Origin of the sequence: Azospirillum himalayense (assembly GCF_042657465.1) — a bacterium.
Taxonomy (GTDB): domain Bacteria; phylum Pseudomonadota; class Alphaproteobacteria; order Azospirillales; family Azospirillaceae; genus Azospirillum; species Azospirillum himalayense.
In genome coordinates, this window is record NZ_JBHSLC010000004.1 from 136,812 (window position 1) to 151,227 (window position 14,416).

Sequence of the window (14,416 nt, forward strand, 5' to 3'; positions counted from 1 at the left end):
CACAGTGCACCCGATCGGCCGCTGCGCTGAGCGCGGTCAGGCCATGGCCTTCATCTGCTTGTCCATGCGGGCGAGCACGGCCATCACCTCCTTGCAGCGGCTCTTCACATCCTCGTCGGTCTCCGGGATGCCGTCCTGGGAGGAGATGTTGCGCCACTCCTTCAGGAAAGCCTTCAGCTCGGGCATCTTCGGCAGCTGGGTGCCGACGCCGCGGATGTCTTCCTTCCAAAGATCCTGGAAATCGTCGACCGTCTTCGCCGTCTTCAGCTTCTTCGCCAGGGACAGCATGTACTTCTCCAGGATCTCCCGCCCCTTGGCCCGCACCTTGTCGGCCTTTTCGATGGCGTCCTTCATGCCCTCGTAGTCATCGACGATCTTGTCGCCGAGCGAGGATTGGTTGAAGGCGACGAAGAGCTGGTCGGCGGTCTTGGCCACCTTCTCCGCATGGGCAGCGGAGTCCTTCGGGATCAGCTTGTTCGACTTGAACCTCTTCGCCGTCGCCTCGGCCAGATCGCGAAGTTTCTGGAGCTGGGTGCGCAGCGGCTCGACCGAGCGCTTGTACTCCGCCCGCGCTTCGTCCAGCAGCGAGTCGAGATCGTCCAGCGTCGCGTTGCTGGGAGCGTTCAGCGACACGCTCAGCTTCTTCCAGTCGATGGCGCCGTGCGCCTTGTCCACCGCCTTCATCGCGTCGCCGACGCCGGTCTTGCCGGCGATCTTGGCGATGGCGCCCTTCTTCTTGTCCCAGTCCTTCTGGGTCAGGATGTCCGGGATGTCGATGCGCTTCAGGGGACCACCCATGTCTCAGCTCCTCCGCTTAACCAAGCATTCACCCTATCGGTCCGCATGGTAGGAGGCGGGAGACACCGTCGGAATCGGCGATTGCTCCTCTCCCGCCCCTACCGGGGGTCGATTGGGTCCAAAACGGCGGCTTCCGTCCCCGCCCCGTTTCAGCGGCCACCCACCAGCTGCACCACGCCCTTGCAGACGGTGGCGAACTCCTTGATGAGATCGGTGATCTGACGGGCGGTGTAATCGGGCGGCACGCGCATCGGCGGCCCGTCACCACCCGACCCGGCCCAGGGAGCGAGCTTCCGGCGGTAGAAGTCCGGATCGGCGCGCAGCCCGTTCAGCGCCTTGGCCGCGGCGAGCTGGGTGGCGAGATCGCGGGCCAGCGCCGGGAACAGCTCGTTGTAAGTCTCCGGCGTCGGCTTCGCGCGCACCTTGGCGACCCCGGCGGCGGCGCGCGCGAGCGCGCCGTTGATATTGGCCTCCCACCGCTTCTGCGCCCGCTCCGCCGATGCCGCGTCCTTCTCGGCCTGGGCGGCCTGCGCCTTGAAGCGGTCGGCGTCCGCGCCGATGTCCGCCTCCAACTCGGCGAGGTCCTTGGCGAGCGCCTTCATCGCCCGCTCGCACGCCGCCGCCGCGGCCTTGTCGCCACGACTCGCCGTATCCTCGTCCAGCGCCTTGTCGAGCGCGGCCAGATAGGCCTTGCGCGCCTTTGCGGCGTCCTTCCCCGCGGCGACGAGATCCTTCACGGCTTCGTCACCGGCGGTTGCGGCGCGGTGGACGGCATCGCCGGATTTCAGCGCCTTGACCAGCGCGGCGTCGTCGTTCAGCGCGGCGACAACGGCCTTGGCGTCCTTCGGCCGATGCTTGGCCGTTGCAGCCTCGAAGCGCTTGCGGGCCGCGGCCCAGCGCTGCTCGTAAGGGACATGGGCCATGGCGCCCGCCCGCTCCGACGCTACGCGACGGTCGGCTGGAGGCGGTCCTCCAGGGAGCGGATGGCGGCCCAATCGCGCTCAAACACGGCGCGGTCCGGATGCGCCAGATAGATTTTCGCCAGCACCTGCGTCAGATCGAGCGTCGGAACCACCGCGTCCCCGACCCGCGGCACGAGGCCGTAGCCGCGCACGCTTGCCAATCCGTCCAGAACGGAGAGATCCGGCAGCGCCTCCACCCGGCCCGATACGAGAACCGGCAGATAGAGGACCATCGCGTCGGCCAGGAACCGGTAATGGCCGTCGAGCAGCGGCCCGACCATCGCCGCCCCGTCGAAGGCGTCGACCAGCAGATCGACCTGATCATGCCCGGTGCCCGCCGCGATGCCGGTGGTCGAACCGGCCGGTCCCATGGCGCGCGCCGCGATCTCCACCAGCGCCGGTCCGCGCGCGGTCATCCGCACCTCGGCATGGCCGGCGCCGTCGGTGATCTCCAGCGCGTCGAGGACCCGGCGGATGTAGGCCATCAGCGCCTGCGCCACCGGCTCCTCCGGCGGCAGCAGACGGTAATAGTCGTACACGAATGGCGACCCGTTCAGCGCCCGCTTGGCGGACAGCAGCACGTCGCAGACATAGTGGCGACCGCCGCGGCTGACCGTGTTGACGACGTATTCGAGCCCGTCCAGGTAGGTCTGGACCAGAACCCGCTCGTTGGCCGAGCCGCAGAAGTCGCGGCTGCCCAGGATGGCGTCGACGGCGGCGCGCAACTGCGCGGGGGTGTCGCAGAAATAGACATGGTCGGTGGAGGCGCTGGCCATCGGCTTCGCCACCACGGGCCAGCCCGCCTGCGCCGCCCATTCCACCGCCTCCGCGGCGCCGGTCGCCATGGTCTGGCGGGCGGTCAGCAGGCCGGCGGCGGCCAGCCGCTCGATCATCATGAACTTGTTGCGGCGGGCGGCGGTCAGCTTCGGGCTGTTGCCCGGCGTGCCGAGAGCGGCGCCCAGCGCGTCGGTCAGCTCCACCGCGGACTCGTTGCCCGGCAGGATGAAGGCCGGGGCCAGCGGGCGCAACCGCTCCGCCAGGGCGTCGAGATCGCCGTCATGAAGGATGTGCGCCGCGAAATCGTCGGGCTGGTAACTGCGCAGCAACGACGGGGCGAGGTCCGGGCGGCTCTGCACCGCGATCACCTCGTAGCCCCGCGCGCGCAGGCGTGGCGCCAGAAGGATGCCGGTGGAATAGGGATCGACGACGACCGCCGTCTTGCGCGAGGCGTTCACGGCGTGACCTCCAGCGCGGAGTCCTGCGGCAGGGCCGTCGCAGCCTCCACCGGGCGCGCGTAGGTGACCAGCGGCACGGGACCGTCCAGCTCCACCGAACGCCCGACCCAGCCGGCCTCGATCACCGCCCTTTGCTCGTCCAACTCCGGCACGGCGAAGACGCGCTCGCTGCCCGGCACCCAGGCGGGCGGCGGCGCGCCCAGGTCACGGTGCAGCAGGTAGCGCAGCCGGCCGCTGGCGTGCATGACCAGCACCCGCCGCACCAGGAAGCCGCCGGCCAGCAGGTTCGCCAGACTGCGCGGGTTGGACAGGGCGACGCGCGAGAACAGATGCGGGCGTCCCGCCCCCAGCGCATGGAGCGTGCGCAGAGTCACCAGCAGCCGTTGCAGCCCGTTGCCGCGGAAGTCCGGATGGACCATGCAACTCGCCATGTGGGCCGTGGCGGTGACGGCGGGGCGCGTACCCGGCAGATCGTCCACGAACGCCGGCATGCCCGGCTGCGGCAGGCCCAGGATGGCGCAGCCGATCAGCCGCCCCTCGGCCTCCAGCCCCAGCGTCACGCCGCGCTCGCCCAGATGCAGCCCGGCGAACTCCGGCGTTTCGGGGAAATAGGCGTCGATGTCCGGCAGCTGCCCGAAGATGTAGCCGCGGAACGCCTCCAGCGCCGGCAGGTCGGCGGGGCCGAGGAAGCGGATGCGGTAGGGAACGCAGACCGGCTCGCCGCACCGGACGCGCAGCATGCCCGTGTGGACCGTCTGTTCGGGGGATAAGAGGACCGTCATGTCAGGCGTCCTGCACGATTTCGGCGATGTTGAGCAGGCGCATCGGCGGGTAGAGGTCCAGTTGCTTGGCCGCCCCGATGCGCAGCAGCAGGGAGAAGCGGTTCAGCGTCTCCACCGGGATGCCGTCGGCGGGCTTGGCCCCGGTCAGGATCTCCACCGCCTTCAGCCCGGCGAAGCGCCCGACGTTGACCGCCGGGCTGACCAGCCCCATCAGCAGGTTGGCCCGGCGGATCGGCAGCTCGGTGGAGCAGAAGGTGGCCAGCCGGTGCGCCAGCGCCTGCTCCGCCACCACCGCATTGTTGTTGGAGGCGACCAGCGTGTCCGGCCCGATGTAGACCAGCTCCGATCCGGCGCGCGCCGCGTCGGCGATCAGGTCGGGGATGGCGGCGGCGACCGGCGCGCCGGAGGCGTCGCGCGGCAGCGCGGCGTCATGGATCTCCACCCCCTGGCGGGCGGCCTCCTCCTTCAGGTCGCGCACGGCGACGACCATGTTGTCCTCCGCCGGGTTGTAGACCGCGGCGATCTTCTTCCAGCGCCGGTAGGACAGCATCGTCTTCATCTGCACCGCGGCCGGCGCGATGTGCCGCGTGCCGGTGACCGCACGCCCCGGACGGTCGAGCGCGCGCACGACGCGCGACGCCACCGGGTCGGTGACCGAGGTGAAGACCACCGGCACGTCGGTCAGGAAGCGCGACGGGTCCGGATCGTCGTAGCGCCCGACCGCTCCCAGCGTCAGCGGCGTGAAGACCGTCACGACCAGATCGGGCTTGGACGCCCGGATCTCCGGCAGCAGCGCCGGCATGGCGGAGGCCTGCGGCACCTCGCGCACCTCCACCGTGGCGGACAGGCCGCTCGACGCGATGAAGTCGCGCAGGCCCAGCACGTCGCCGACATCCTTGCGCGGGGTCAGCACGACGATGCGCGCCGGCTTGGCGGCGGTGAAGGTCCTGGCCGTGGGACCGAAGGATGGCTGCGCAAGGGCCGGGACGCCGCCCGCGGCCAGCGTTCCGGCGGTGAGGGCTCCCGTCAGGACGGTGCGGCGGGACAGGCTCATGCGGGGGTCCTCTGCGGGAAGTCGGCGGGCGGGCGCGGGCGGAACAGGGCGCTCAGCAGAAGCTGCACGGCGACGCAGGCCGCCAGCACCGCGCCGATGCCCTTCAGCGCCCCGGCGTAGCCGTAATGGGCCAGGAACAACCCGGCCAGGAAGGGGGCGACGACGGAGCCCAGCCGCTCGATCAGGCGGAACATGCCGATCACCGTGGTCTCGCCCAGCGCCGCCCGCTCCTTGACGCAGACATCGGCGAGCATGGCGAGCTGCGGCGCGCCGAGCATGGCGTGCGCCACCCCCAGCAGGGCGACCCCGGCCAGCGCCGTGCCGAGCGATCCCGGCATCGAGAGCACCCAGGCCGCCCCGGCGGCGACCAGCCCGCCCGCCACGAGGAAGCCGATGCGCTGGCCCGAGCGGTCGGACAGCTTCGCGGCCATCGGCGACACCACGATCATCAGCAGCCAGTAGAGCAACAGCACGCGGCCGATCCAGGATTGGCTGACCCCCTGGTCGTCCAGAGCCAGCGGCAGCAGGAAGAACAGCAGGGCCGTCAGCCCCAGCTTGGCCGGGACCGCGCTGAAGACGGCCAGCCCGACGAAGCGCGGGTTGCGCAGGCACAGCACGGCGTCGGCCAGACGCAGGCCGCGGCTGGATTTGGCCTGGGCCGCGCGCACCCGCGGCAGCACCTGCCACGCCATGAAGGCGGCCAGCAGCGCCAGCCCGGCGGAGATCAGGAAGGTCGTTCGGAACCCCACCTGCCCGGCGATCACCCCGCCGATGGCCGGGCCGCAGACGCCGGCGCTCAGGATGCCGCCGGCGTACATGGCGATGGCCTGGGCGCGCTGCTTGGGATCGGTGGCGTCGATGACGAAGCCTTGCGCGGCGATGAAGACGCTGGCGTAGCCGATGGCGGTCAGGCAGCGCGCGACGATGAGCTGGATGAGGTCGGTGGCGAGGCCGGAGCCGACCAGACCGACGAAGGAGAGCAGCGCCCCGCCGAGGAACACCGCCCGCCGCCCGCGCCGTTCCGACACGCTGCCGGCGATCGGCTGGCTGACCGCCCAGAGCAGCATGAACAGGGCGATCGGCGCGCCGATGACCATCTCCATCGACAGGCCGGGCACCGGTTCGAACAGCTGCTTGATGTAGACGGACAGGAAGGTGCGGGTCAGCTCCTCCGCCAGGGAGAAGATGAAGATGGCGAAGCGCAGCTCCACCACCCGCTGCATCATGCCGATCTTGGTCATCGCCTGCTCGGAGGCGGTCATGTCGGCCTTGTGCTGCACGCTGTCCAGCGCCCAGTCGACGGCGCGCGACAGCTCCCCCACCTCGTCGCGGTTGCGCAGGGCGACCCGCACGCCGAGATGCCCGTCGGCGGCCTGCTTCATCACCGCCGTCACCCGGCGCAGCGGCGCCGCGACGGAGGAGCCAACGACCAGCAGCAGGATCTCGATGTTGAGCAGAATGGCGACGATCAGCACGGAGCCGAGGTCGAACACCACCTCGTTCATGGCCGAGCGGACATAGCCGGAATCGACGCCAACGTGCAGCCGCGCCTCCTCGTTGCCCTCAAGCGGCAGGACGGTGTCGAGGAACTGCGGGGACTCGCCCTCCGGCGGGGCGTCGGCCACGGTCAGGCGGCTGCCGGACCGCGCCTCCTCGGTCCCGGAGAAGGCGTGGAGGCGCCCGCCGATCTCCAGCGCCAGATACTTGACGTCCGGGTTGGCGGCCAGCGCGTCGGACAGCAGCTCGTCCACCCCGACCAGCTTGTCCAGCTCGAAGCCGAGCGCCACCGCGCGGTCGATCTGCGCCACCACGTAGGAGCCGACGACCTCGGCCTTGCGGGCCAGTTCCGGCTCGATCAGCGGGCGGAACAGCGTGTTGACGTGGTTGGTCTGGACGGCGAGGCTGACCAGCATCAGGACGGACACGACGCCCGTCAGCATCCAGTTCAGGCGGCGGATGAAGGACAGCTTCATGGCGTGACTCCCGCCGGGCGCGCGGCTTCCGCCGCCGGACCGGCGGGCTGGGGATGGTCCTCCTCCGCGCCGTGCTGCTGCTGTTCCAGGATGCGGTCGGCGAAATCCTTCAGGCCGGGGGCGAAGGCCACCAGCTCCGGGGTCAGGTTGGGCGGCTCGCCCATGCCCAGCTGGTTGATGCTGACGGTCATCTCGCGCAGCCGGCGCTGGATCGGGCGCAGCAGCAGCCAGACCGCGACCATGGTGACGAGAAGCCCGGTCACCAGATTGATGCCGCCGGACAGCAGAAGATCCGGGATGGTGCCGCGGATGCCCGCCTGCACCTCGCCCAGCGAATAGGTCAGAGCAACGCCGCCGGCGACACCGCCGAAGGCGTTGCGGATGCCGAGCAGAAGCGCCTGGCTGTCGCCGTCGGCGACGGCGGCCACCCGGTCGGACTTGCCGTCGCGGGCGAAGGCCGCCTTCCAGCCGGCGGAGATCGCCCCCACCGGCCCGCCGCGGCCCGCCCCCCGGCCCGCCGCGGCCAGCACCTCGCCCGTGTCGGTGAACAGGACCAGACCGGTGATGCGGTCGTCCCGCGCCATCGCGCGCTGGATCAGCGCGTCGAGATTGCGCAGGGCGGTGATGGACACGCCGAGGCTGACGGCGCCTTCGACCTCCCCCGCCAGCCCGCGCAGGGCGACGGTGAAGCGGGACGCCACGGTGTCCTCCACCATGCGCTCCATCTTCAGATAGGAGAGCGCCGCGGTGGAGAGCAGCGCGAAACAGAGCGCCACCTGCAGCAGCAAAATGATCTTGGTCGTCAGGGTCAGGCGCATGGGTCCGATGCCGGCAAGGGGTGCGGCCACCTTACGCGCATCGCCCGCACCGCCGTTTCCGAGACGGGTCCAGTCTGGAGAAGACCCCGGCGACATGGCTCCGCTCCGGCCCGACCCCTCCCGGCGCGCACCTTCGCCCACCGCACCGCAACCGGAAAGGGCAATCTGTTGAATTTGACTTATCAAACCAAGAATAGACGACGACGCAATTCCGCAGTCTTATGCCATTCCGCCTAATCCATCAAATTTTTGCGGAATTTCGAGACATTTATCGATCGCTCTATTTTGGACCATGATTGCATCCATGATGGTTTGCTTTGCGTGGTAATCCTTAAGCACAGCATTCCATGCACCCAACGGGGGGAAGGGCTTCGATGCGGATCGAGTTGGAGCGACCCTTGGCATGGCCGGTGCGCCCGGTCCAAACCAGCGCCGGCCTTCATGTTTCGGCGACGTCCATCCTGATCGCCTGCGCGGATCGCGCGCTGGGCATCGGCATGCACGACGCCTTCGAACGCAACGGCCACCGCATCCACGTGACCCACGACCCCATCGCGGCGCTCGATACGCTGGAGACGGACGGCAGCATCGGCATCGTGGCGGTGGAACTGGCCCTGCCCCATTTCGACGGTCTGGCGCTGGTCGAGCGGATGCGCAAGAGTGTGCAGCGGCACCTCCAGGTCATCGTCGTCGCGCCCAACGCCACGGCGGCGGACGTCGTCCGCGCCATGCACCTGCGCGCGGCGGATTTCGTCAGCGACCCGCAGGACGGCAGCCAGCTTCACGGCGCGCTCGCCCGCGCTTTGGCCGCCCATCAGGCGGCGGCTCCGCTGCCCGCACCGCCTCCGCCCGCCGGCAACGGCGAGTTGCATGGGGCGCTGGAGGACGCCTACCGCCATGGCCTCGCCCTTATCGAAGCGGTGAAGGCGCTGCGTGGGAGCCAGACCACGCATGCCGCTCCGGCTCCTGCCCCCGTCACTTCGCCTTCCGTTTCCGCCGCAAATGGAGAGAACCGGCGGCTGGCGGTGTTGAGGACGCTCCAGCAATCCCGCGTCGCCCGCGACAAGTATTTCCCGAAGGGGCTGTTCGAGGACCCTTGCTGGGACATGCTGCTGGACCTGATGGCCAACCATCTGCGCGGGCGGCGGATTTCCGTGTCGTCGCTGTGCATGGCCTCCGGCGTGGCCCAGACCACGGCGCTGCGGCGGATCACCGAGCTGCACGACCGCGGGCTGGTGCGCCGGATCGCCGACGAGAAGGACGGCCGCCGCGTCTTCATCGAACTGACCGAGCAAGGCATCGCCGCCCTGTCCGGCTATGTCGAGCACATCCAGGAGCTGACCTGACCGGCAGGAACGGGCCGGATCGGCGCGAATTGGCCCGGTCCGGCGGGTTCCCCGCCCAGACTGCTTCAACCGGGACCCGTCCCGGATCGACAGCGCCCCCCGAACGCGGCCAACATCGCGGTAAGGAACGCCCTGCGCGCAGGACGGCGGAGACCCGATGGCCGACCAGAAACTGAAGGATGTGATCGTCGTCGCGACCCCCACCGAGGGGATCGGCCCGACATCCTCCCTGCCCACGCGCCCGGCGACTCCCAGCGAGGAGCCGGACCGCCAGCGCATGGCCGAACGGCTGCGCGCCCAGGGCTGGAGCTACCGCCGCATCGCGGAGGAGTTGCAAGTTTCCTACATCCTGGTGTCGCGCTGGCTGGGGGGTGACGGCGCCACCCCCGGCGGTCCGCGCACACCGCCCGCCGCCGCCACGCCCTCCCCACCGCCGCGAGCACCCGGCGGGACGCGGACGACCAAGGCGACCAAGGCCGTGAAGGCGGCGGCCACCGCAGCGGCGGCCAACGCCGACGAGGACGTTCTGGCGCTCCAGTTCCGCGCCTTCGAACAGTATGTGCGCGAAGTCATCGACGCGATGGAGACGCGGCACGAGTCGCTGCTCCAGCGCCAGGAGGAGCTGATCCAGGCGCTCGACACGGAACGCGCCGCCGCCCGCAAGCGGGAAGAGGAACTGCTCGCCACCCTCGACCAGGAGCGCCAGCGCTGGAGCGAGGCCGAGGATCGCTTCCGCGAGGAGCTTGAGCGCTTCAAGGCGGAGATGCGCCGCGGCCAGGGCGCGGCGAGCGCAGTCGCCGTTGCCGCCATGGCCCTCGGCGGTGGCGACGAGGATGAGGAGGACGAATCCTCGGATTTCTCCGCCTTCAGCTTCGACGACGATGATGATGACGAGGCCAAGGACGACGATGCGGGCGGCGGTGACGCCAACGCCTTCAACTTCGATGATGACGAGGACGAGGACGGCAGCGATCCCTTCAGCTTCGACACCGACGACGCGGAGGAGAAGACCGAAGACGAAACGGCCGAAGCGACCGGCTCGGCCGACAGCGCCGACGACGACGGCGATCCCTTCAGCTTCGACGATGACGAAACGGAGGAGACGGCCGAGGTCGCCCCCGCCAAGACGGATGCGGAACCGGACGAGGATCCGTTCTCCTTCGACACGGACGACGATCCGGACGAGCCCAAGCCCGAAACCGAGCCGGCCGAAACCGCAAAGGCTGACGCCGAGGACGATCCCTTCTCCTTCGACGATGAGCCGGAGCCGGAGCCCGAACCGGAGGCTCCGCCGAAGAAGAAGGGGCTCTTCGGCTTCTGGCGCAAATGACCGCTCTGCCGAGTCCCTGAGAAGAGCCCAGACGCACACGTTTGCGTGTTGATAGCGCCCCGGTGCCGGTTGTATGAATGGACGCATGACTCAACCGCGCCGCACCCTGTCCGCCGCCGAGCGGTTCGACTGGCTCCGACTCATTCGAACCGAGAATGTCGGGCCGATCACCTTCCACCGCCTGCTGGAGCGGTTCGGCAGCGCCGGCGCCGCGCTGGAGGCGCTGCCCGACCTCGCCAGGCGCGGCGGGCGGACCAAGCCGCTGCGCATCGCGCCGAAGGCGGACATTGACCGCGAGCTGGTCGCCAACGACCGCATCGGCGCCCGCCTGATCTGCTCCTGCGAGCCCGACTATCCGGAACCGATGGCGGCGCTGGACGACGCGCCCCCGGCGGTGTCGGTCCTCGGTCACCCGCATCTTCTGCAACGGCGCGCGGTGGCGCTGGTCGGGGCGCGCAACGCCTCGATGAACGGCAAGAAATTCGCCGAACGGCTGGCGCGAGAACTGGGGGAGGCCGGGCTGCTGGTCGTCTCCGGGCTGGCGCGCGGGATCGACACGGCGGCCCACGCCGGGGCTCTCGGCAGCGGAACCGCGGCAGTGGTGGCGGGCGGCGCCGACGTCGTCTACCCGCCGGAGAACGAAAAACTCTACCGCGACATAGTGCAGCAGGGCGTGATCGTGGCGGAAAGCCCGGTCGGCACCACGCCGCAGGCCCGCCATTTCCCACGCCGCAACCGGCTGATCTCCGGCCTGTCGCTGGGGGTCCTGGTGGTGGAGGCGGCGCTGCGGTCCGGCTCCCTCATCACCGCGCGCATGGCGCTGGAACAGGGGCGGGAGGTGATGGCGGTGCCCGGCTCCCCGCTCGACCCGCGTTGCCAGGGCACCAACAATCTTCTGCGTCAGGGGGCGGCCTTGGTGGAGGGGGTGGACGACGTGCTGCGGGCGCTGGACAACCTGTCGCCGCCGACCCTGCGGGAGCGCCAGGGCGACCTGTTCGCCCAATCCCGCCCCGCCGTTCCGTCCGAGGCGGACCTTGAATCGGCGCGCGCCGTCATCCTGGAAAACCTCGGCCATACGCCGGTTGCCATTGACGAACTCGTCCGCGGGTGCCAATTGTCCGCTCCGGTGGTGTTGACCGTAGTGCTGGAACTTGAGCTTGCGGGCCGTGTCCAGCGCCAGCCTGGGAATCAGGTGAACCTGATCTGATCCCGATCCGCACCGCCGGTGTATGGGATAGGCACTTTCAGGGGCGCGGACTCTTGCCGGGCAGCAACGTCGTCATCGTCGAATCGCCGGCCAAGGCGAAAACCATCAACAAATACCTTGGCTCGGACTACACCGTGGTCGCCAGCTTCGGCCATGTGCGCGACCTTCCGGCGCGCGACGGATCGGTGCGTCCGGACGAGGACTTCGCCATGGACTGGGAGCTGGGCGACCGCTCCAAGCGCCACATCGACGAGATCGCCAAGGCGGTCAAAGGGGCCGAGCGCGTCTATCTCGCCACCGACCCGGATCGCGAAGGGGAAGCCATCGCCTGGCATTTGTCGGAGCTGCTGCGCGAAAAGCGGCTGATCGACGACTCCAAGGTCCAGCGCATCACCTTCAACGAAATCACCAAGAGCGCCGTCCAGGCCGCGCTGGAGGCTCCGCGCGACGTCTCGCGGGAGCTGGTGGACGCCTATCTGGCCCGCCGCGCCCTCGATTATCTGGTGGGCTTCACCCTGTCGCCGGTGCTGTGGCGCAAGCTGCCGGGCTCCCGTTCGGCTGGCCGCGTGCAGTCGGTGGCGCTGCGCCTGATCTGCGAGCGCGAGTCGGAGATCGAGGTCTTCAAGCCGCAGGAATACTGGACCATCGAGGTGGGCTTCGCCACGCCGGGCGGCGCCTCCTTCACGGCCCAGTTGACCCAGCTCGACGGCAAACGTCTCGACAAATTCGCTCTGCCCGCCCGCGAGGCGGCGGAGGCCGCGGTGGCGCGCATCAGCCCGCAGGCCTTCTCGGTCGCGACGGTCGAGCGCAAGCAGAGCCGCCGCAACCCCTCCCCGCCCTTCACCACCTCGACCCTGCAGCAGGAGGCCTCGCGCAAGCTGGGCTTCGGCGCCACCCGCACCATGCGCACCGCGCAGCGGCTCTACGAGGGCGTGGACATCGGCGGCGAGACGGTCGGCCTGATCACCTACATGCGAACCGACGGCGTCAGCCTGTCGCAGGAGGCCATCGAGGGCGCCCGCAACCTGATCGGCTCTCATTGGGGCGAGCGCTACGTCCCGGCGCAGCCGCGCGTCTACAAGACCGCCGCCAAGAACGCCCAGGAAGCGCACGAGGCCATCCGCCCGACCGACCTGTTCCGCCGCCCGGAGGAGGTCGCCTCCTATCTGGAAGGCGACGAGCTGCGGCTCTACGAGCTGATCTGGAAGCGCACGCTGGCCAGCCAGATGGAAAGCGCGGTGCTGGATCAGGTGGCGGTGGACATCGCCTCGCCGTCCAAGGACGTCGTGCTGCGGGCCACCGGCTCGGTCGTCGTGTTCGACGGCTTCCTCAAGGTCTACCAGGAGGACCGCGACGACGGCGCCGCCGACGACGACCAGGAGCGCCGCCTGCCCGCCATGGACCAGGGCGACGCCCTCGCCCGCGGCGACATCAGCCCGGAACAGCATTTCACCCAGCCGCCGCCCCGCTACACCGAGGCGAGCCTGGTCAAGAAGCTGGAGGAGCTGGGCATCGGCCGCCCGTCCACCTACGCCTCCATCCTTCAAGTGCTCCAGGACCGCAACTACGTGCGGCTGGACAAGCGGCGCTTCATTCCGGAGGACCGCGGCCGTCTGGTCACTGCCTTCCTGAAGAACTTCTTCAACCGCTACGTCGAGTACAACTTCACGGCCGACCTGGAGAACAAGCTCGACGAGATCTCCGACGGGCGGATCGACTGGAAGACCGTGTTGCGCGACTTCTGGCGCGCCTTCCACGTCGCGGTGGACGGGACCAAGGACCTGACCATCACCCAGGTTCTGACCACGCTGGACGAGGAGCTGGGGCCGCACTTCTTCCCGACCAACGCCGACAGCGGCACGCCGGGCCACGACCCGCGCGTCTGCCCGGTGTGCAGCCAGGGCCGGCTTGGGCTGAAGCTCGGCAAGATGGGCGCCTTCATCGGCTGCTCGCGCTACCCGGAATGCCGCTACACCCGCCCGCTCGCCGTCGCCAACGACGAGAACGGCGAGGCGCAGGAGGGCCCGCGCGAGCTGGGCAACGACCCGGAGACCAGCCTGCCGGTGACCGTGCGGCGCGGTCCCTACGGCGCTTACATCCAGCTCGGCCCGCCCCCGGCGGCGGCGGCCCCGGCCGAGGCGGTGGTCGAGGAGGCTCCCGCCGACGGCAAGAAGACCAAGGGCAAGAAGAAGGTCAAGACCGAGGCTCCAAAGCCCAAGCGCGTCTCCCTGCCCAAGGGCATGGCCGCCGCCGACGTGGATCTCGACACCGCGCTGAAGCTGCTCGCCCTGCCGCGCAGCATCGGCAACCACCCGGAAACGGGCGAGGACATCAGCGCCGGCATCGGCCGCTTCGGCCCCTATCTGAAGCACGGCAGCGTCTACAAGTCGCTGACGCCGGACGACGACGTGCTGACCATCGGCATCAACCGCGCGGTCGACCTGCTGGCCGGCGCCGCCAAGAAGGCGTCGGCCCCCGCCAAGACCTTGGGCGACCATCCGAAGACCGGCAAGCCGGTCACCACCGGGTCCGGCCGCTTCGGTCCCTACGTCAAGCACGGCTCCGTCTACGCCTCCATCCCCAAGGGCACGGAAGCGGACAGCGTGACGCTGGAGCAGGCGCTGGAGCTTCTGGAGGCCAAAGCCGCCAAGGACGCCGCCAAGAAGGGCAAGGCTCCGAAGGACGCCGAGCCGGCGGCGGCCGACGGTGCCGAGGCGCCCACCAAGGCCGAGAAGGCAACCAAGGCCAAGGCGACCGCCACCAAGAAGGAGCCGGCCAAGAAGGATGCGGCCAAGAAGGCCGCTCCGAAAAAGGCGGCCGCCAAGAAGGCCGACAGCTCCGACACCGACAAGACCGACGCCGGCGAGGATAAGCCCGCCGCCCGCAAGCGGGCTTGATTACTCCCTCACAC

At 69.7% G+C, this 14,416-nt stretch carries 11 protein-coding genes; 4 read left to right on the forward strand and 7 right to left on the reverse strand.

Going from position 1 to position 14,416, the window contains the following annotated elements:
* Nucleotides 1–36: 36 nt before the first annotated feature.
* The 7 genes from ACFPMG_RS02675 to ACFPMG_RS02705 form a co-directional block, all read right to left on the reverse strand.
* A complete protein-coding gene (locus ACFPMG_RS02675; protein ID WP_376993685.1) occupies nt 37–798 on the reverse strand; it encodes a hypothetical protein in 762 nt (253 codons plus the stop codon).
* A gap of 149 nt (nt 799–947) precedes the next feature.
* Nucleotides 948–1,721 carry a hypothetical protein gene (locus ACFPMG_RS02680; RefSeq protein WP_376993686.1) on the reverse strand — a complete coding sequence of 258 codons (774 nt, stop codon included), beginning with the start codon at nt 1,719–1,721 and terminating at the stop codon, nt 948–950.
* Between the two features lie 20 nt (nt 1,722–1,741).
* Entirely contained in the window at nt 1,742–2,995 is a 1,254-nt protein-coding gene (locus tag ACFPMG_RS02685) for an ATP-grasp domain-containing protein (RefSeq protein ID WP_376993687.1), read from the reverse strand.
* Entirely contained in the window at nt 2,992–3,777 is a 786-nt protein-coding gene (locus ACFPMG_RS02690; RefSeq protein ID WP_376993688.1) for a GNAT family N-acetyltransferase, read from the reverse strand. The genes ACFPMG_RS02685 and ACFPMG_RS02690 overlap by 4 nt, the downstream gene beginning before the upstream one ends.
* A 1-nt stretch (nt 3,778) precedes the next feature.
* Nucleotides 3,779–4,831, reverse strand: a complete 1,053-nt coding sequence (locus tag ACFPMG_RS02695; protein WP_376993689.1) for an ABC transporter substrate binding protein — start codon at nt 4,829–4,831, stop codon at nt 3,779–3,781.
* A complete protein-coding gene (locus tag ACFPMG_RS02700) occupies nt 4,828–6,804 on the reverse strand; it encodes an MFS transporter (protein ID WP_376993690.1) in 1,977 nt (658 codons plus the stop codon). Before ACFPMG_RS02700 ends, ACFPMG_RS02695 begins: the two co-directional genes overlap by 4 nt.
* Nucleotides 6,801–7,652, reverse strand: a complete 852-nt coding sequence (locus ACFPMG_RS02705) for a hypothetical protein (RefSeq protein ID WP_376993691.1) — start codon at nt 7,650–7,652, stop codon at nt 6,801–6,803. The genes ACFPMG_RS02700 and ACFPMG_RS02705 overlap by 4 nt, the downstream gene beginning before the upstream one ends.
* A gap of 344 nt (nt 7,653–7,996) precedes the next feature.
* Between ACFPMG_RS02705 and ACFPMG_RS02710 the strand changes: the two genes are divergently transcribed.
* The 4 genes from ACFPMG_RS02710 (at nt 7,997) to topA (ending at nt 14,402) form a co-directional block, all read left to right on the forward strand.
* Nucleotides 7,997–8,968, forward strand: a complete 972-nt coding sequence (locus ACFPMG_RS02710) for a response regulator (protein WP_376993692.1) — start codon at nt 7,997–7,999, stop codon at nt 8,966–8,968.
* A 157-nt stretch (nt 8,969–9,125) separates the two neighbouring features.
* Nucleotides 9,126–10,298, forward strand: coding sequence for a helix-turn-helix domain-containing protein (locus ACFPMG_RS02715; protein WP_376993693.1), 1,173 nt, complete (start codon nt 9,126–9,128; stop codon nt 10,296–10,298).
* A gap of 85 nt (nt 10,299–10,383) precedes the next feature.
* Nucleotides 10,384–11,505, forward strand: coding sequence for a DNA-processing protein DprA (dprA, locus tag ACFPMG_RS02720; protein WP_376993694.1), 1,122 nt, complete (start codon nt 10,384–10,386; stop codon nt 11,503–11,505).
* A 53-nt stretch (nt 11,506–11,558) separates the two neighbouring features.
* Entirely contained in the window at nt 11,559–14,402 is a 2,844-nt protein-coding gene (gene topA / locus ACFPMG_RS02725; protein ID WP_376993695.1) for a type I DNA topoisomerase, read from the forward strand.
* Nucleotides 14,403–14,416 lie beyond the last annotated feature (14 nt).